The sequence below is a fragment of the Halococcus qingdaonensis genome, assembly GCF_024508235.1.
In the GTDB taxonomy this organism is placed as follows: Archaea; Halobacteriota; Halobacteria; order Halobacteriales; family Halococcaceae; genus Halococcus; species Halococcus qingdaonensis.
This window is the reverse complement of the sequence record NZ_CP101943.1, coordinates 820,547-836,299: the sequence shown is the minus strand read 5'-3', so window position 1 is coordinate 836,299 and position 15,753 is coordinate 820,547. Positions and strand designations below refer to the sequence as shown.

Annotated in this window: 17 protein-coding genes; 8 read left to right on the top strand and 9 right to left on the bottom strand. The window is 65.2% G+C overall.

The window, feature by feature from the left end:
- The first annotated feature begins 27 nt into the window (after window positions 1-27).
- From NO363_RS04460 to NO363_RS04440, 5 genes are all read left to right on the top strand, one after another.
- Complete coding sequence (locus tag NO363_RS04460; RefSeq protein WP_256687176.1) at window positions 28-3,072, top strand: oligosaccharyl transferase, archaeosortase A system-associated; 3,045 nt, start codon at window positions 28-30, stop codon at window positions 3,070-3,072.
- Window positions 3,069-4,007 (top strand): DUF368 domain-containing protein, encoded by a 939-nt coding sequence (locus tag NO363_RS04455; protein WP_256687175.1) that lies wholly within the window; start codon window positions 3,069-3,071, stop codon window positions 4,005-4,007. The genes NO363_RS04460 and NO363_RS04455 overlap by 4 nt, the downstream gene beginning before the upstream one ends.
- A gap of 76 nt (window positions 4,008-4,083) precedes the next feature.
- Window positions 4,084-4,494 carry a hypothetical protein gene (locus tag NO363_RS04450; RefSeq protein WP_256687174.1) on the top strand — a complete coding sequence of 137 codons (411 nt, stop codon included), beginning with the start codon at window positions 4,084-4,086 and terminating at the stop codon, window positions 4,492-4,494.
- Between the two features lie 48 nt (window positions 4,495-4,542).
- Window positions 4,543-5,169: a transcriptional regulator GfcR gene (gfcR, locus tag NO363_RS04445; RefSeq protein ID WP_004054124.1), complete on the top strand. Its 627-nt coding sequence runs from the start codon at window positions 4,543-4,545 to the stop codon at window positions 5,167-5,169.
- A gap of 10 nt (window positions 5,170-5,179) precedes the next feature.
- A complete protein-coding gene (locus tag NO363_RS04440) occupies window positions 5,180-5,653 on the top strand; it encodes a DUF8215 family protein (RefSeq protein WP_256687172.1) in 474 nt (157 codons plus the stop codon).
- 232 nt (window positions 5,654-5,885) lie between these two features.
- Here the strand turns inward: NO363_RS04440 and NO363_RS04435 are convergent, their stop codons facing one another.
- From NO363_RS04435 to NO363_RS04405, 7 genes are all read right to left on the bottom strand, one after another.
- Window positions 5,886-6,836, bottom strand: a complete 951-nt coding sequence (locus NO363_RS04435) for a carbohydrate kinase family protein (RefSeq protein ID WP_256687171.1) — start codon at window positions 6,834-6,836, stop codon at window positions 5,886-5,888.
- Window positions 6,837-6,928: 92 nt separating this feature from the next.
- Entirely contained in the window at window positions 6,929-7,768 is an 840-nt protein-coding gene (locus NO363_RS04430; protein ID WP_256687170.1) for an ABC transporter permease subunit, read from the bottom strand.
- Window positions 7,769-7,876: 108 nt separating this feature from the next.
- Complete coding sequence (locus NO363_RS04425; protein WP_256687169.1) at window positions 7,877-8,881, bottom strand: Gfo/Idh/MocA family protein; 1,005 nt, start codon at window positions 8,879-8,881, stop codon at window positions 7,877-7,879.
- A gap of 56 nt (window positions 8,882-8,937) precedes the next feature.
- Window positions 8,938-10,050, bottom strand: coding sequence for a Gfo/Idh/MocA family protein (locus tag NO363_RS04420; protein WP_256687167.1), 1,113 nt, complete (start codon window positions 10,048-10,050; stop codon window positions 8,938-8,940).
- Between the two features lie 68 nt (window positions 10,051-10,118).
- Window positions 10,119-10,436 (bottom strand): DUF5615 family PIN-like protein, encoded by a 318-nt coding sequence (locus tag NO363_RS04415; protein WP_256687166.1) that lies wholly within the window; start codon window positions 10,434-10,436, stop codon window positions 10,119-10,121.
- On the bottom strand, window positions 10,436-10,723 hold the full coding sequence (locus NO363_RS04410) for a DUF433 domain-containing protein (RefSeq protein ID WP_256687165.1): 288 nt from the start codon (window positions 10,721-10,723) through the stop codon (window positions 10,436-10,438). The genes NO363_RS04415 and NO363_RS04410 overlap by 1 nt, the downstream gene beginning before the upstream one ends.
- Window positions 10,724-10,768: 45 nt before the next feature.
- Window positions 10,769-11,731 (bottom strand): sugar phosphate isomerase/epimerase family protein, encoded by a 963-nt coding sequence (locus NO363_RS04405; protein WP_256687163.1) that lies wholly within the window; start codon window positions 11,729-11,731, stop codon window positions 10,769-10,771.
- 119 nt (window positions 11,732-11,850) lie between these two features.
- Between NO363_RS04405 and NO363_RS04400 the strand changes: the two genes are divergently transcribed.
- On the top strand, window positions 11,851-12,171 hold the full coding sequence (locus NO363_RS04400) for a DUF5789 family protein (RefSeq protein WP_256687161.1): 321 nt from the start codon (window positions 11,851-11,853) through the stop codon (window positions 12,169-12,171).
- Here the strand turns inward: NO363_RS04400 and aglJ are convergent.
- Window positions 12,168-13,202 (bottom strand): S-layer glycoprotein N-glycosyltransferase AglJ, encoded by a 1,035-nt coding sequence (aglJ, locus tag NO363_RS04395; RefSeq protein ID WP_256687160.1) that lies wholly within the window; start codon window positions 13,200-13,202, stop codon window positions 12,168-12,170. The two genes, NO363_RS04400 and aglJ, sit on opposite strands and share 4 nt — an antisense overlap.
- Before the next feature lie 54 nt (window positions 13,203-13,256).
- Entirely contained in the window at window positions 13,257-13,364 is a 108-nt protein-coding gene (locus tag NO363_RS14225) for a DUF8595 family protein (protein ID WP_502306396.1), read from the bottom strand.
- A gap of 92 nt (window positions 13,365-13,456) precedes the next feature.
- Between NO363_RS14225 and NO363_RS04390 the strand changes: the two genes are divergently transcribed.
- Together NO363_RS04390 and NO363_RS04385 are read left to right on the top strand one after the other, a co-directional pair.
- Window positions 13,457-14,320, top strand: a complete 864-nt coding sequence (locus NO363_RS04390; RefSeq protein ID WP_256687158.1) for a TrmB family transcriptional regulator — start codon at window positions 13,457-13,459, stop codon at window positions 14,318-14,320.
- A 26-nt stretch (window positions 14,321-14,346) separates the two neighbouring features.
- Window positions 14,347-15,747 carry a sulfatase-like hydrolase/transferase gene (locus NO363_RS04385; RefSeq protein WP_256687154.1) on the top strand — a complete coding sequence of 467 codons (1,401 nt, stop codon included), beginning with the start codon at window positions 14,347-14,349 and terminating at the stop codon, window positions 15,745-15,747.
- The last annotated feature ends 6 nt before the right edge of the window (window positions 15,748-15,753 follow it).

The following is a 15,753-nucleotide window of genomic DNA, read 5'->3' as shown; positions in this document are numbered from 1 at the left end:
TGCGCACTTTGTGACTGGATACGGCCAATGAGTCAACGCAGGGAGCAGCTCGCCGAACGGCTCCCGGATTTCGGGCCGCTGCTCGACCGGGTCGAAGGGCTGTACCATATCCCTCTGCTGCTCGCGCTCGCGGGGTTCATGCTCTGGATCCGCGTTCGCAACTGGCGGAACTTCCTCGTCGGCGGGCAGGTCTACTTCAGCGGCAACGACGCGTGGTATCACCTTCGACAGGTCCGCTACGTCGTCAGACACTGGCCGCAGACGATGCCGTTCGACCCGTGGACGAGCTTTCCTACCGGGACGAGCGTCGGCCAGTTCGGTACGCTCTACGACCAGCTCGTCGCCACCGTCGCGCTGATCGTCGGCGGTGGCAGTCCGTCCGAACAGACGACGGCGCTCGTCCTCCTGTTCGCACCGGCCGTCATCGGGACGCTCGTCGCGATCCCCACCTACTATCTCGGCAAGCGCTTCGGCGGCCGGTTCGGCGGGGTCATCGGCGTCGCGATCCTCGCGCTCTCGCCGAGCACGTTTCTCAGTCGCTCCGTCGCGGGCTTTTCGGACCACCACGCCGCCGAGGTGCTCTTCCAGGTGCTTGCGGTCGCGGCGATCGTCGTCGCGCTCGCGGTCGCCGAGCGCGAGAAACCCGTCTACGAGCAGTTCGTCGAGCGCGATCTCGCGAACCTGCGCCGGCCGCTCGGCTGGGGCGTTCTCGCCGGCATCGCCATCGTGCTCTACGTCTGGGCGTGGCCGCCCGGCCTCCTGCTCGTGGGGATCTTCGGGCTCTTCCTGCTCATCGTGCTCCCGATCGAGTATCTCCGCGGCGAGAGCCCCGAACACGTCGCCATCGTGAGTGCGGTCGCGCTCGCGGTCGCGGGCATCGGCTTCCTGATCTCGTTCAACACCGTCGAGGTGAGCGTGACGAACTTCTCGCTGCTCCATCCGGCGATGGCCTTCGCGGGTGCGATCGGCTGTGTGTTCATGTCGTGGCTCGCACGCAAACTCGAAGCGCGCGACCTGCCGCGGCTCTACTACCCCGGCGTGATCCTCGGTCTCTTCGTACTCGGCGCGCTCGTGATGGCGATCGCCCTGCCCGATCTGTTCTCGTTTTTCGTCAGCCAGCTCGAACGCGTCGTTGGCTTCGGATCGAGCGCGACCTCGCTGACGGTCGCCGAGGCGATCCCGCCGCGCAACCCCGGACAGTTCCTCCTCGGCTCCTATCGGCTGGCGCTGGTGACGGCGATCGCCGGCGCAGCGGTGATGGTCCTTCGGCTCGCCCTCGGACGCAGCCGCGAGCGTGCCGGCATCCTGTTCGTCCTCATCTGGGCCGCCCTCATGACCGCCGCGACGCTAACCCAGCAGCGGTTCAACTACTACCTCCTCGTTCCCGTCGCCGTTCTCAATGCGTACTTCGTCGGACAGGTACTGCGGTACGTCGGTTCGACCAAGGCACGCTCCAGTCTCCGCAATCTACAGGCGTATCAGGTGCTCTCGGTGCTCGCGGTCGTTCTCCTCATCACCGCGCCGCTCGCCATCGGCGGTAGCGCGAGCGCGACGGCCGCCGGGGACTACGCCGACCAGCAATCCGGCGTCGGTTCGTCGCTCACCGGCTGGGATAGCAGCCTCGACTGGATGGCGAACAACACGCCCGCCGAGGGAACCTACGGCGGCGGCAACGAGTCGATGGATTACTACGGGCAGTACGACAGAACGGACGACTTCGACTATCCCGACGGAGCCTACGGCGTGCTCTCGTGGTGGGACTACGGCCACTGGATCACGACGCTCGGCGAGCGGATCCCGACGGCCAACCCGTTCCAGCAGAACGCCGGACAGGCGGCGAACTTCCTGCTCGCGCCCAACGCGTCGCGCGCGAACGAGATCGCACGCACCACGGACGGTCAGGGCGTGCGCTACGTGATGGTCAACTGGAAGATGGCCGATCCGGCCGGCGGGGCGCTGTACAGCGTGCCGTTCACGTGGTACAACGACGGCCCGCTGTCGATCTACGACGATCTGACGCCGATCGCCAGCCAGTCGAGCGGTCAGCAACAGCCCACGACGGCGTTCCTGGCCTACGAACAGCGCCACTACGAGACGATGCGCACGCGGCTGTACACCTACCACGGCAGCGCGGTCGAGCAGAAACCCGTCGTGCTCGACTACGAGAGCCCACAGCGGCTGTCGAACGGGAGTCTCCGGAGCGCGTTCACCCCATCTGGCAACGAGAGCGCGGTCAAGCGTTTCGACAACATGTCCGCCGCACGCCAGTTCGTCGAGGAGGACGGCACCGCCCGGATCGGCGGCGTCGGCAGCTATCCCCAGGAGCGCGTGCCGGCGCTCGAACAGTACCGATTGGTCCACGCGAGCCAGGAGAACGCCATCGGTAGCGCGAGCGGTCCCGGACCGCTCTACCGGAGCGCGCTCCAGCGCCTCCAGACGACGGGACTGAACGCCACCGAACTGTTCGAGACCCCGACGAACTGGGTCAAGACGTTCGAGCGCGTCGACGGGGCGACCGTCGAAGGACAGGGACCGCCGAACAGCACGGTCGAAGCGACCGTCGAGATGCGAATGCCGACCACGAATGACACGACGTTCAACTACACACAGCAGGCCGAGACGAACGCACAGGGCGAGTTCACCATGACGCTGCCGTACTCGACGACCGGCTACGAGCAGTGGGGCACCGAGAAGGGCGCGACGAACGTCTCGGTGCAGGCGACCGGCCCGTACAGCTTCCGGACGCCCGTGACGGGCACGGACGGGAACGCCAGCCGGTGGACGGCGACCGCCGACGTGCCCGAGGGTGCGGTCATCGGCCGCACGAACGAGACCGTCTCGGTCGACCTCAGCGAGACGTCGGTCTCGCCACCGGCGAGCACGAACGATTCCGGCAACGCGACGGCCGGCAACGCCTCGGACGGCAACGCAGCAGCCGGCAACGCTTCGGCATCGACGAACGTCTCGTCGGGAACGACGAACGCATCGACGACCACGAACAGCTCGGCGAGCGCGCTGGCGGCTCCCGAGGCAAGTGTGCCAAGTCGGGCACGAATGGGGGTGCACGGATGAGCGCCGGACGCGAGCTGCTCACGGTCTATCTGAAGGGGATCTTCATGGGTGCCGCCGACGCGGTGCCGGGGGTCTCCGGCGGGACGATCGCGCTCATCACTGGCATCTACGAGCGACTCATTCAGGCCATCACGAGCCTCGATCCGCGCGCGTTGCGCTATCTCCCGCGACTCCACCGTCGACGCGGCCGCGCCGAGTTCCGGGCGGCGCTCGTCGCGATGGACATTCCTTTCCTGCTCGCGCTCGGGCTCGGGATCGCCACGGCCATCGTGAGCGTCGCGCGCCTCGTTCACATCGCAGAACAAGCCTATCCCGGCCCGCTGTTCGCGTTCTTCTTCGGGCTGATCGCCGCGAGCGCGATCGTCCTCGCCGACCACGTGTCGCTCGATACTACTCGACGGATCGTGGTCGCGGTCGTCGGGTTCGTGTTCGCCTTCCTCGTCTCCGGCGAAGTGAGCAACGCCGCGCCCAACTCGCCGCTGTTCGTCTTCGTCGCGGGCGCGATCGCCATCGCGGGGATGATCCTCCCCGGTGTCTCCGGCGCGTTCTTCCTGCTGTTGCTCGGCCAGTACACCTACCTGACCGAGACGCTCACCGAATTCACGAACGCACTCGCCGCGCTGGCCACGGGCGGGAGCCTCGCGGCACTCGTCGAACCCGGGATCGTCGTCGTCGCGTTCGGCATCGGAGCCCTGATCGGACTGTTCTCGATCGCCTACGCGATCCGGTGGGCGCTCGCGAACTACCGTGAGGCCACACTGACCTTCTTGGTGAGTCTGATGGTCGGCGCGCTCAGGCTGCCCGCGATCAAGGTGCTGAACAACACCCCGGATACGACGCCGTCGGCGATCGGCGGCGTCCTCGCGGTCGCGATCGCCGGCGGCGCGCTCGTCGTGCTGGTCGACCGGTTCACCGAGGACATCGAGTTCGCCTAGGTATTAGCCCGCCGGCAGGTGCAGGCAGAACCCCGACGATGCTGTCGTGTGTCTGAAGCAAGTGGAGAGGATAGAAATGAGTCCACTGCCAGAGGACGTGCAGCTGCCGTCCGGCTGGGTCTGCAAGCGCATCGATGCGGACGAACTCGTCTTCGCACACGGTACGGGCGGGCTGGAGGTCGAGGCAACGTGTGTCGACGGCACACAGCCACTCCCGTTCGAACTGACGCAGTGTTGGGAGGTCACCTGTCGCCTGCGCGCCGGGGAATCGTCGAGCGAGTGCTCGATCGGGCGAGTGACGACGCGCGCGGCGGCCGTCGAGGCACTGCGGTCGTGCATGGAGCATGTGAACCGCCTCGTTCGACGGGACGGGTCGACCGACACGCTCACCCCGGGTGCCATCGCCGGCGAGATCGACCTCCGCGGCGAGATCCCGTCACCGACATCGGGCCGTGACACGACCCACCGAACGACGCTGCGACACTGACGAAACCGACGGACAACACCTATTACCGGCCGGGGGCAACCCCCGGCGATGAAGAACGTCGACGACCTCATCGAGAGCGCGAACGAGCTGGCGGGCCAGGGTCTCTCGAACGGCGAAATCGCCGACGAGCTGAACGTCTCCCGCGAGACGGCGAGCTGGCTGGTCGATCGCGGCGAGGGGAGCGACACGACTACCCGGGAGTCGTCGGACGCGCTCGAAGACATCCACGTCGACTGGAGCGCGCTCGGGCGCGATAGCACCCGTCTCGCTGACGTCGGCCACGCGATGGCCGATCTCCTCGGGGGCGAGGACGTCGATCTCGTCGTCGGGATCGAGAAAGCCGGGACGCCGCTGGCGACGACCGTGGCGCTCGAACTCGATGCGGATCTCGCGGCGTACGCACCCAGGAAACACCAGTGGGAGGAGGGCGACATCGACGATCTGAGCGGGAGCTTCTCGCGAAATTTCGCCGAGATCCGTGGCCGGGACTGCTACGTGATCGACGACACCATCACCAGCGGCACGACGATGACCGAGACGATCGACGCTATCACCGAAGAGGGCGGCAGCCCGGTCGGCTGTGGCGTGCTGGTCGACAAGCGCGGCGTCGAGGAACTGGAGGGCGTCCCCGTGAAGTCGCTGCTCCAGGTCATCCGCGTGAGCCGCGAGGAATAGTCGTCGACGGATGCGTCGGCGTGGGACCGACAACGCCATCGAACGGCGCAAGGGCGGACCGCGAGCGACCCGCAAGGAAGGCTCCGAGCGCTGGGTCGAAACCGTCTTCTTCGGTCTCGCGGAGGTCGTCATATTCGGCTTTCCAACGTTGCTGGCGCTGCTCGATACGCCGTTCGACGCCGAACTGAAGTTCGCCGCACTGGTTGCCGTCACGACGCTCTCGCTCGCTATCGGTACGATCCGCTGGAGCGAGTCGTTCGACTGGCCGTCGCTGAGCTACGAAACGGCTCTCGTCCGTCTCGTCTATCACAGCCTCGCCATCGCGTTCGCGGCCGTCGGCGGCGCTGCGGTCGGCGTGTTTCTTGGCTCGGCGCTCGGTTCGCTCGTGGTTGCAACACTCCTCTCGATCAGTGCTGTCAGACTGTTCCCCCGGCTGGTCGCCGTGCTCGAACGGCTGCCGCCGTGGTGGCAGTGGGGCCAGTAGTTCAGAAGCCGGCCATCCCTCGTGAACGTCCACGATAGAAATATCGGTAGAACATAATATTCAAGTTCGAGTAAACCCTTTATTCGAATATGAACTGGCAACACCGCAGGGATCACACGAGAGCCGAGGAGAAAAACGACGAACCAACGTCGGGAACGAGCTGGTGGTTCGTCGCCGGCGCGGTTCCCGGCGCGTAGACCGACATACTGCTACGAGTTTCGACCGTCCCTTTTCATACGGAACTATCGCGGAACGCAGCCACTGCTTCGCGATCGGGCAGCGCGGCGATCGCCCCCTGTTCGGTCGTCGTCAGCGCGGCGACGGCGTTGGCGAACGCGAGCGCCTCGTCGATCGGTTCGCCGTTCGTGAGTCCGTATAGCACTCCTGCGAGAAAAGCGTCGCCCGCACCTGTCGTGTCGGCCGGGTCGACCGCGTAGCCACCGTGCTCGTATTCGTCGGGTCCCCAGGATGCGTCCTCGCCGGCGACGACATGCGCCCCGTTCGCACCGCGGGTCGAGACGACGGTGTGTGGCCCGGCATCGAGCAGCGAGTCGAGTGATTCGTCGGCGAAGCGCGTGCTCACGAGGTCCTCGTCCGAAACCTTGCAGATATCGGTGAACGTGAGTACCTTGCTGAGCACCCGTTCGTAGGTCGCCGCGTCGGGCCAGAGCTCCGGTCGCCTGTTCGGATCGAGGACGATCGTACAGCCGTGCTCGCGCGCACGTTCGGCGAAATCGAGCAGTCGCGTGCGTGCGGGCTCGCTCGCGAGCGCGACGCCGCCCAGAACGACCCACGAGATAGTTCTGAGTGCGTCGTCCTTGACGACACTGGGATCGATATGCTGATCGGCGGTCGCAGTGCGGTAGAACTCGAAACTTCGGTCGGCGTCGGTGTCGTGAGAGACGAACGCGAGCGTTGTTCGATGCTCCTCGTCGCAAGTGAGGAACCGTTCGGGGATCCCTTCGGCGGCGAGCGTGTCGGCAAGGAACTCGCCGAAGGCGTCGGTCGAGAGGTTCGAGAGGAACCACGGCCGCTCGTCCAGTCGGGCGAGCGCGATGGCGACGTTCGCCGGTGCGCCACCCGCTCGTCGGCTGAACATCTCGACATCCCGGAGCGGCCCTGATCGGTCGGGCAGGAAGTCGACGAGCGCCTCGCCGGCGACGAGAACGTCGGGATCGGGCATACCCGATCGTGTCGGCGGGAGCTATTTGAACGTCGCCCACCGCTCGGTGCGGTCGTTCGTTTACGATGCGTTGCCTCGTTCGGGATCGTAGTTCACTCCAGCTCCGCCTGGCTGAACGACCAGTAGCCGAGCGCCAGCGGAACCAGGGTCCAGAAGCCGAGCACCACGAACCCGTACCAGTCGACCCAGAAGCTCGTCTCCAGATAGGGGAACATCGTGATCGAACGGACGTCGGGGATGACTGCGATCGTCGCGTGGGCAAACGCCGTCGATGGATTCAGATACTTGAGCAATGACACCCACGCCGGGAGCGCCCCCGGCTGGACCACGTAGCCGACGAAGACGACCTGGAGCAGCGTCACGGCCGCGTCCCACAGCAGCAGGAACGTCGCGTACACCGTGGCCGCGCCGGCGAGCGCCCGATATCTCGATTTCGTGCTCGCGGAGAACCCAATCGCGATCGAGATGCAGACCGCCGCGTAGAGCATCGAGAGCAGCGTGTACGTCACGAACTCGGCGAGCGCGAAGGAGTCGTACGAGAGCACGGCGACGAGGGCGGCACAGCCGTAGCCGATCGCGATCGCGACCGTCACAACGGCGGTCCGACCGACGAGTTTCCCGACGAACACCTCTCGTCGCGTGTTCGGCAACCCAAGCAGGAGTTTGATGCTGCCGCTCGCGCGCTCGCCGGCGATCGCCCCATAGCCGACCACGAGGGCGATCAGCGGGACGAAGAAGACCGACGGCTGTCGCATGCTGTTCAGCAGCGCCAGCGTGCTGCGATCGCCGGCGGCGGTCCGATAGAGGTTCGGGATCCACTGGATGGCTGCGAAGAAGACGCCGAAGGCCACGAACAGCGCGACGAGCCCGACGAACGTGTATGAACGACCGGCGTCCAGGAACTCCTTCTTGGTGACGGCGACGACGCTCATTCTCCTGTCGTCGTTCCAACTTCTTATTAATGCTATCGATTCGATCGTTCGTCTTACTACAACACTTCTGAAAACGGTTGATTCACGCTGGTTCCACCGATTCGACGATCAGTCGAGATCGACGTCGACCCACTCACCCGTGCGTGCGGATTCGTAAGCGGCTTCGGTGACGGCGGTGACGCGCAGCGCGTCGTGGACCGTCGCGGGCGGCGCGCTCCCCTTCTCGATGGCCGTGAGGAACGCCTCGGCCTTGTTCACCTGATCGTCGTGATCGATGTAGGGGACGTGTTCGGTGTTGTCGGTGTCGACGTCGGTGACGCTGCGGGGCTCCCACTGCCGGCCGTCGAGCGAGACCGCGCCATCCTCGTTCCAGAGGTGGATATGCTCGCGGACACAGGGGAGATCACCCGAGACCGAGACGTTCGCGGTCGCACCGTTCGCGAACTCGATTAATACTGTTGCTTCGCTGTCGACGCGCCGCTCGTCGTCGACGAACTCCATCCGCGAGAAGACGGCCGTCGGCTCCAGCCCTGAGGTCCAGAGCAGTCCATCGAGCAGATGACTGCCCGTATCGTAGAGCATGCCGCCGCCCGAGAGGTCGGGATCCGTCCGCCAAGTGTCGGTGAACTGGGGGAGCCAGTCCTGGGTGATCTCGGCGGTGATCCACGTCGGTTTCGTGTCCTCGAACCGCTCACGTGCGGAGATGAAGGCCGGATTGAGGTGGCGCTGGTAGCCGACCATCAGCGTGCGATCGCTCGCTGCGACGCGCTCGGCGATCTCCTTCGCGTGGCCGAGATCGGTCGCCAGCGGTTTGTCACAGAAGACGTGCAGATCCGCGTCGAGCCCCGCCATGATCTGCTCGTAGTGGAGCGTGTGCGGCGTCCCGACGAGGATCGCGTCGAGCGCCGCGTCCGCGATCATCTCCTCGTAGTCGTCGTAGAGCGCCGCCGATGGGACCGAAAACCGCTCGGCGGCGGTCGTACGCCTGTCAGCGTCGATCTCGGTGATCGCCGCCACCGTCGATTTCGGATGGTGATGGAACTGGCCGCCGACGGTCGTCCCGATGTAGCCGGTGCCGATGAGACCCACGCGGAGTGACTGGTCGTTCGTCATGGTCGAAACGAACCGTGAGCCGCGGATAAGCGTACTGTCGCCGGCAGATCCACCCGTTATTCGACGGCGACCCACGCGCCGCGTTCGTCGCTGCGTTCGATGGCCCCGAGCACGCGCTGGACCTCACAGGCCGTCGCGAACGACGGCTCGTAGGGTTCGCCCTCGGCGACCGCCGAGAGGAACTCGTAGTCCTCGTGGACGAACGTGTGCTCCCAGCCCAGGACGTGGCCCGGCGGCCACCAGTGCTCAACGTAGGGGTCGGACTCGTCGGTCACGAGGACGGTCTCGTAGCCACGGCCGTCTTCCAGGAGCAACTCCAGTTCGTTCAGCCGTTCGAGCGAAAACTTCAGACTGCCCGCCGAGCCGTGGACCGCGATGGTGTGATCGTTCTTGTGGCCGCTCGCCATCCGGGAGGCCTCGAAGGTGCCCATCGCACCGCCCGCGAATTCGGCCTGGGCCGAGTAGGCGTCGTCGACGGTCACGGGCCGGCGCTCGTCGCTTCCGTCCACCGGTCGCTCCTCGATGAAGGTTTCCAGGTGGCCGCTGACGCGTTCGATGTCGCCGGCCTGCTCGCCGACCAAGAAACGCGCGAGATCGACGGTGTGCGCGCCGAGATCGCCGAGCGCACCGCTCCCCGCGAGCTCCTCGTCCATGCGCCACGACCAGGGGTCCTCGGGGTCGGTCCCCCAGTCCTGGAGATAGCGCCCGCGGACGTGACGGATCTCGCCGAGTTCGCCCGCGTCGATCAGGTTCTTCGCGTACTGGATGGCCGGCACGAACCGGTAGTTGAACGCACAGCCGGCGATCGCGTCGCTCTTGGAAGCCGCCTCGGCCATGCGCTCTGCGTCTTCCACCGTGGGCGCGAGGGGTTTCTCACAGAACACGGGTACGTCGGCGTCGAGCGCCGCGATCGACGGCTCGGGGTGGAGGTGGTTCGGTCCGAGGTTGTAGAAGACATCCACCTCGTCGATGGCTGCCTCCCAGTCGGTCTCCGTGTTGGCGAAGCCGAACCGATCCGCGGCAGCCGCCAGCGCGTCCTCGTCGCGCCCGACGAGCGTGTGGCGCTCGATGTCCGGTGCGTCGTCGAAGAACATCGGGAGGCGCGCGAAGGCGTTCGAATGGGCCCTGCCCATGAACCGATAGCCGAGGACGCCGATTTGCAGTGCCATATCGGGCGTACAGTCGAGGGCGTCTTAGGTTTCAGGGTCCGAACCCCACGTGCATCTATCCAACAGTATCAGTGCCAATCGGCGAGAAATTCGACGACGTTATCGAGCGACGGATACGCACGATCGATCCGTTCGACGGTTCGACGCACGTCCCGCGGAGCCATCCCTTCGTCGGCGATGAACACCCCGACATGATCAGTCACGCCGGCGAAATCCTTTCGATCATAGGTCACGACGATCCGACCGGTGTCCCGGCCCGCAGCGAGCACTGCCCCATCGCTTGCGCCCTTTTGCAGGAGATCACCGACCCGTTTCACGTCGTGGCCGGCCGAATCGAGCGCCGATACGTGTGCCGGCCGGCAGTTCTCGTCAGCGAGGAGCCGCATTACGCCCGCTCGATGATTTCATCGGGATCGACCGGTCGCTCGTCGCGAATCCGATCGACCGCAACACGAGCCTCGCGATCGATCTCGCGCAGTGTTTCAGGGTTGTCGAACGCGTAAGCGAGTGCGGCGTGGACATCGGCGACGGAGATCCCATCGTAGCCCGCAGCGATCTCCTCGGGGGCTTCGCCGTTTTCGTACCGACGGTAGACGTGTGCGACCCCGATGCGCGTTCCGGCGAGACGCGGATCACCGCCGAGCACGTCTGCATCCGTCGTGATGGACTTCATCAGTATCACTACACGGCCGATCGTCCTTAAACTCTCGTGAGGAGTTCACTCCGCCCAGTAGGCGTCGCCGGGCGTAGTTTCGAACACTGCTCGCGAGAGCACGTCGACGGCTTTCTCCAGCCCCTCGCGCGAACTCGTCAGCGAATCCTCGTGCTCGATCGACAGCGCGCCGTCGTAGCCGACCATTCTGAGGGTCGAGACGACCTCCTTCCAGTGGGATTCGCCGTGGCCGTAGCCCACGGTTCTGAACAGCCACGAGCGCTCTGCCTCCTCGGTGTAGGGTGTCGTGTCGAGATAGCCCTTCACGTCGGCGTTGGCCTCGTAGAGCCCGGTATCCTTCGCGTGGACGTGGTGGATCGCCTCGCCGAGATACCGGATCGCCCGCGGCACGTCGATGCCCTGCCAGTAGAGATGCGAGGGGTCGAAGTTCGCGCCGATGCGCTCGTTGGTGGCCTCGCGCAGTCGCTCCATCCCCGTCGGCTCGTAGACGAGCATGTTCGGATGCATCTCGATGGCGACGTTCACGCCCTGATCATCGGCGAATTCGGCGAGCCCCGCCCAATAGTCCTCGGCGATCTCCCACTGGTAGTCGTGGGCCTCCTCGTGCTCAGCCGGCCACGGTGCGGTGATCCAGTTGGGCACCTCGTCGTTCGGTCCACCGGCAGGCAGCCCCGAGAACGTCGTGACGGTGTCGACGCCCAGCTGGGCGGCGAGTTCGATCGCCTCTCGGAGTTCGGTGTCGGCCGCCGCGGCGCGCTCGTCGTCGGGATGGATCGGGTTGTTGTGCGTCGCGAGCGCGCTCACTCGGAGATCGTGCTCGTCGAGTCGATCCAGCAACTCCTCCTGGGCGGCCTCGTCGTCGAGATACTCCTCGCGCACGAGGTGGTCGTCGCCGGGGTTGCCGCCACAGCCCAGTTCGGCGGTGTCGACGCCGAGATCGCCGAGATAGGCGAGCGTTTCGTCGAGCGGCTGGTCGCCAAGGGGCACGGTGAGCACGCCAACGTCCATATGAACGGTTCCCGTGGGCGGGCGAATAAACCTTCACCCTGTCTCCCCACCGACCGACGGACGGGATCGACGAGCGCTCGTGCCGCAGGTTTTTCGTTGCTCGGTCGTTACGCCCCGTCATGGGTGTCAGACCGCCGCAGGACGACGCCGACGAGCCGGAGAGCCTTGCGTTCGGTATCGCCGCGCTCGCCGAGCGCCTCGACCGCGCCAATGTCTCCTATCCCATCGGCTCGGCGGAACTGGTCCGCGTGCTCGACGACCCCGAGATCCCCTGTGATCCCGCCGGCAACGGGCTGGCGCTCTCGACGGCGCTCGACCGCGCGGAGCAAGAACGGTTCGACTCCGCGGACGAACTACACGACGCGCTCCATCCGGTGTTCGAGCGCCATCGCCGTTCGAGCTCGACGGGAATTTTGGGGCGGCTCCGCTCGCTCTTCTAGTCGCGTTCGCCCGCCCGCCCGCTCACGCGTTCGCGCCGGTCGTCCACGCGAGCGCGCTCGGCTCGCGGCTCGTCGTCGGCCGTCGGTCGCGAATCGTCCCGTGCGTTCGCGACGAGTCCCTCGAACCGGCGCGTCTGCTCGCGGTTGATCGCGAGGATCATGTCCGAGAGCACGCCGAACATCACCAGCTGGACGCCGACGATGACCGCAAAGGCCGCCGCGACCGCGAGCACCTCGTGGGAGATGCGAAGCGTGAGCCACTCGACGAGGACGTAGGCGGCCAGGATCGCACCGACGAACCCCGAGAGCGCGCCGGCGCTGCCGAAGTAGAACAGGGGGTTGTTCGTCTTTGCCAGCCGATAGAGCGTGAGCAGGATGCGCGCGCCGTCACGCACGGGCCGGAGGTTCGTCTCCGACTCGGCGGGCCGGGCGCGGTAGGTGATCGGAACGACCCGCGTGGGGATGCCGTGTTTGACGCACTCGACGGCGAGTTCGGTCTCGATGCCGAACCCCTCGGCCGTCGGTCGGCACCGCTCGAACGACTCGCGGGTGAACGCGCGATAGCCGCTGAGAACGTCGCCGACATCGCGGCCGTGGACGGTGCGGAAGGCACGGTTGATGAGCCGGTTGCCCAACCCGTTGAACCGCGTCATCGCGCCGTCGGCCATATCGGCATACCGATCACCGATGACGTGATCGGCCTCGCCAGCGAGGAGCGGGTCGAGCAGCGCCTCGGCGTCGGCCGGCCGGTAGGTGCCGTCACCGTCGAGCATCAGAATGTAGGGGGCCGTCGAGTGGGCGATCCCCTCGCGGACGGCCTGACCCTTGCCGGCACCCTTTCCCTGACCGGACTGTTCGATGACGCGTGCGCCGTGTTCGCGGGCGAGTTCTCGCGTGCCATCGGTCGAGTGACCATCGACGACGAGCACGTTGGAAAAGCCGCGCTCGACGAAGCCGTCGACGACGCCGCCGATGGTCGCGGCCTCGTCGAAGGTAGGAATCAGGACGCAGACGTCACCGCGATCGGCCATTGCCCGCTCTCGTCGGGCCACGCGCAAAACCCTTTGGCACTCCCCGCGCCGGCCTCACTCCTCGTCGCGCTGTTCGCTCAGGTGCTCCCAGATCTCGGTGCAGCCACAGCCGTCCGGGACGTCCGCGAGATGCTCGTCGTCGCTCGACGTGTCCGTTTCCATAGTTACTCGTTCTCCGAGTAACTCCTAACGCCGAACTATTAAATAGCTTTCCCCGACGGCGCGTTTACAACCCCTCCCGCCGGAGGGCGACCATGAGCGACCCCACCGGGACCCTCGACAGGCTGGGTCTCACCGAGTACGAAGAACGCGCGCTGACGGAGCTGTTGACCCTGGGTCGGACGACCGCCCCGACGCTCGCCGAGAGCACCGGCATCCCCAAAGCCCGCATCTACGGCGTGCTCGACGCGCTCGCCGATCGCGGGTTCGTGAAGGTGATCCCCGAACGCCCGAAACGCTACCAGCCCCGCTCGCCCGAGACGATCCTCGAACGCGCCGTCGAGAACCGACGCCAGGAGTACGAGGGGTTTCGCGCCGATCTCGACGAACAGCGCACGGCCTTCTTGGAGGAGTTCGAGCCCCGCTACGAGCGCGCGAGCGAGGACGTGACTCCCACCGAGGAGCTGTTCTCGGTCGTCGACGTTGGCGAACCGAGCGAGTCCGCGACCCGGCGGCTCTACCACGAGGCCGACGAGCAGCTTCGCATCATCTCCAAGAGCTTCGAGTATCTCGACACCGTCGCGCCGACGCTGGCCGACGCCATCGAGCGCGACATCGACATCTCGGTACTGCTGCTCCATCCCGACCAGCTCGACGCCGACAACGCCACGATCCAGGCCGATCTCGTCGATCGCATCGAGACCGAGTATCCGGCCGTCGGCGTGCGATTCAGCACCGAGAAACTGCCGTGGCGGGGCACGCTCGCCGACCCGAGCATGGACTACGAGAGCGGGCGGGCAATTCTCCTCGTCGAGGAGAAGGACGTCCCGTTGTCGATGCGACAGGCTGCACTCACCGAGAACGGTTCCTTTGTGGCTGGGCTCAAGCGCTACTTCGACCTGATCTGGGAGCACGAGAGCGTCGCCGAGTATCCGAAATCGAGTGTGGAGAAAGAGTAATACAGACCCGGACGATAGCGGTGGTGATGAACGTCGCGCTGGTGGTGTTGGATACACTCCGATACGATGCGTTTCAGCGCCATTTCGACTGGCTATCGGGAATACGGTTCGAGAACATGTGGGCAACCGGAAGATGGACGATTCCCGTGCATGCATCGTTGTTCACCGGGAAATACCCGAGCGAGATCGGCGTTCACGCTGGGAACACGACACTCGACTGTTCGGAGCCAACGCTCGCCGAGACTCTCAGCGAATCCGGCCACACGACGCGCGGATTCTCGAACAACGTCAACATCACTCCCCCCTTTGCGTTCGACCGTGGCTTTGATTCCTTCGACGGCGGGTGGCGAGTACAGAACCTCGACACAGACACCTTCGACTGGGAAACGTTCGTCACGGAAACACGCAACCGCGGGCCATGGCGATATCTCACCGGGCTTCGGCGTTGTGTCACCGAAGACTGTGCGACATGGCCGTCGATAAAACGTGGTGCGTTGCTCAAACTCCGGGATCTCGGTATTTCCCAACAGCCCGACGACGATGGTGCGAGTGAAACGCTCGAGTTCGTTCGGGAGACCTCCTTCGGTAGCGACGAGTTCCTCTTCGTCAACCTAATGGAGGCTCATTGGCCATACGAACCACCCGAATCGTATCGACGATCCGATAGCGATTCGTTACAGGACGGTGATAGCTACAACGGTCTCGCCGCAACTCTTGGCGAGGGTCCACCCATCGATTCCGCACTCTTGGAGCGGGCTTACGACGATAGTGTCCGTTATCTCGCCGATATTTACGAGGAGATTTTTTCGGCGCTTCGTGAGGATTTCGATTACGTCATCACGCTCAGCGATCATGGAGAGATGTTCGGTGAACACGGCGTCTGGCAGCATGCATATGGAGTATATCCGGGCCTCACACACGTACCGTGCATTATTTCGGGAGAGGGTGTTCCCGACCAGCAGTGTGCCGCGCCAACTAGCCTTCTCGATGTTCACCAAACGGTACTGGCACTGATGGAGGAGGACGCTCCATCGGATGGCCGAGTTCTTCCAACCGAATCGGTCGGCGAATGGGTAGCCAAGCAGTCGGACAGTGCCACCGACGAGCCGTACGCTTGTTTCGCGGAACACCACGGTATCAACCGCCGAAGCGCTGCACGAGTCACCGCCGACGGTGGAGACCCATCGGAGGCCGATCACGAACTGGCCGGCGTCGCAACGGCATCGGGATACGGATACGAAACACCAGACGGTCTCTCGATAGCAGAGATCGTCGGTGAGAGAAGTGGCGAGTATACGGCCAGTGCGGAGAAGTTCCGGAATCATCTTGCAACCCATCGCGAACGAATTCAACGTCGTGCCGTTGAGGAAACCACCACAACATCGTCCGTAGTTCAGCAACGGCTCGAATCGCTCGGATACGCGTAGATAATA

Bases quoted from the DNA above. Each gene is read 5' to 3' on its own strand.
- NO363_RS04405 (WP_256687163.1), bottom strand. From the start codon at position 11,731: ATGGACGTTGGCGTGCTCACCGTGCCCCTTGGCGACCAGCCGCTCGAC.
- NO363_RS04390 (WP_256687158.1), top strand. From the start codon at position 13,457: ATGAGCGACCCCACCGGGACCCTCGACAGGCTGGGTCTCACCGAGTAC.
- NO363_RS14225 (WP_502306396.1), bottom strand. From the start codon at position 13,364: ATGGAAACGGACACGTCGAGCGACGACGAGCATCTCGCGGACGTCCCG.
- NO363_RS04420 (WP_256687167.1), bottom strand. From the start codon at position 10,050: ATGGCACTGCAAATCGGCGTCCTCGGCTATCGGTTCATGGGCAGGGCC.
- NO363_RS04460 (WP_256687176.1), top strand. From the start codon at position 28: ATGAGTCAACGCAGGGAGCAGCTCGCCGAACGGCTCCCGGATTTCGGG.
- NO363_RS04430 (WP_256687170.1), bottom strand. From the start codon at position 7,768: ATGAGCGTCGTCGCCGTCACCAAGAAGGAGTTCCTGGACGCCGGTCGT.
- NO363_RS04385 (WP_256687154.1), top strand. From the start codon at position 14,347: ATGAACGTCGCGCTGGTGGTGTTGGATACACTCCGATACGATGCGTTT.
- NO363_RS04440 (WP_256687172.1), top strand. From the start codon at position 5,180: ATGCGTCGGCGTGGGACCGACAACGCCATCGAACGGCGCAAGGGCGGA.
- NO363_RS04450 (WP_256687174.1), top strand. From the start codon at position 4,084: ATGAGTCCACTGCCAGAGGACGTGCAGCTGCCGTCCGGCTGGGTCTGC.
- NO363_RS04400 (WP_256687161.1), top strand. From the start codon at position 11,851: ATGGGTGTCAGACCGCCGCAGGACGACGCCGACGAGCCGGAGAGCCTT.
- NO363_RS04410 (WP_256687165.1), bottom strand. From the start codon at position 10,723: ATGAAGTCCATCACGACGGATGCAGACGTGCTCGGCGGTGATCCGCGT.
- aglJ (WP_256687160.1), bottom strand. From the start codon at position 13,202: ATGGCCGATCGCGGTGACGTCTGCGTCCTGATTCCTACCTTCGACGAG.
- NO363_RS04435 (WP_256687171.1), bottom strand. From the start codon at position 6,836: ATGCCCGATCCCGACGTTCTCGTCGCCGGCGAGGCGCTCGTCGACTTC.
- NO363_RS04425 (WP_256687169.1), bottom strand. From the start codon at position 8,881: ATGACGAACGACCAGTCACTCCGCGTGGGTCTCATCGGCACCGGCTAC.
- gfcR (WP_004054124.1), top strand. From the start codon at position 4,543: ATGAAGAACGTCGACGACCTCATCGAGAGCGCGAACGAGCTGGCGGGC.
- NO363_RS04415 (WP_256687166.1), bottom strand. From the start codon at position 10,436: ATGCGGCTCCTCGCTGACGAGAACTGCCGGCCGGCACACGTATCGGCG.
- NO363_RS04455 (WP_256687175.1), top strand. From the start codon at position 3,069: ATGAGCGCCGGACGCGAGCTGCTCACGGTCTATCTGAAGGGGATCTTC.